The sequence below is a fragment of the Flagellimonas olearia genome, from assembly GCF_009184425.1.
Classification (GTDB): domain Bacteria; phylum Bacteroidota; class Bacteroidia; order Flavobacteriales; family Flavobacteriaceae; genus Flagellimonas; species Flagellimonas olearia.
In genome coordinates this window covers 1-326 of the sequence record NZ_WELG01000172.1, presented here as the reverse complement: position 1 = coordinate 326, position 326 = coordinate 1, and the positions used below count along the sequence as shown (strand labels likewise).

1 protein-coding gene is annotated in these 326 nt (G+C 57.7%); it reads right to left on the bottom strand.

Translation table 11 applies throughout. The features are described 5' to 3' along the window. Positions 1-80 precede the first annotated feature (80 nt). Positions 81-326, bottom strand: a 246-nt coding sequence (locus F8C76_RS19560) for a hypothetical protein (RefSeq protein WP_439108304.1), incomplete at its 5' end; no start/stop codon positions are given.

Here is a 326-nt window from a genome sequence, read left to right as displayed (position 1 = left end):
CTTGTTGTTTTTTTCGTACGATCGTACCATGCTGGAATTTGGGCGCCACCCTGCTCTGTGAGCCGGCGCCCATTCTAGGATTATTCCGGGGTGTCGATGCCCAGTGAGGACCACATTTCATCCACCCGGGTTTTTACAGTGGGATCCATGGCGATGGCGCGGCCCCACTCGCGGGTGGTTTCGCCTGCCCACTTGTTCGTGGCATCCATTCCCATTTTGGAACCAAGGCCGGCCACCGGAGAGGCGAAATCCAGATAATCAATGGGCGTGTTTTCGATCATCACGGTATCGCGGGCCGGGTCCATGCGGGTGGTCATGGCCCAGAT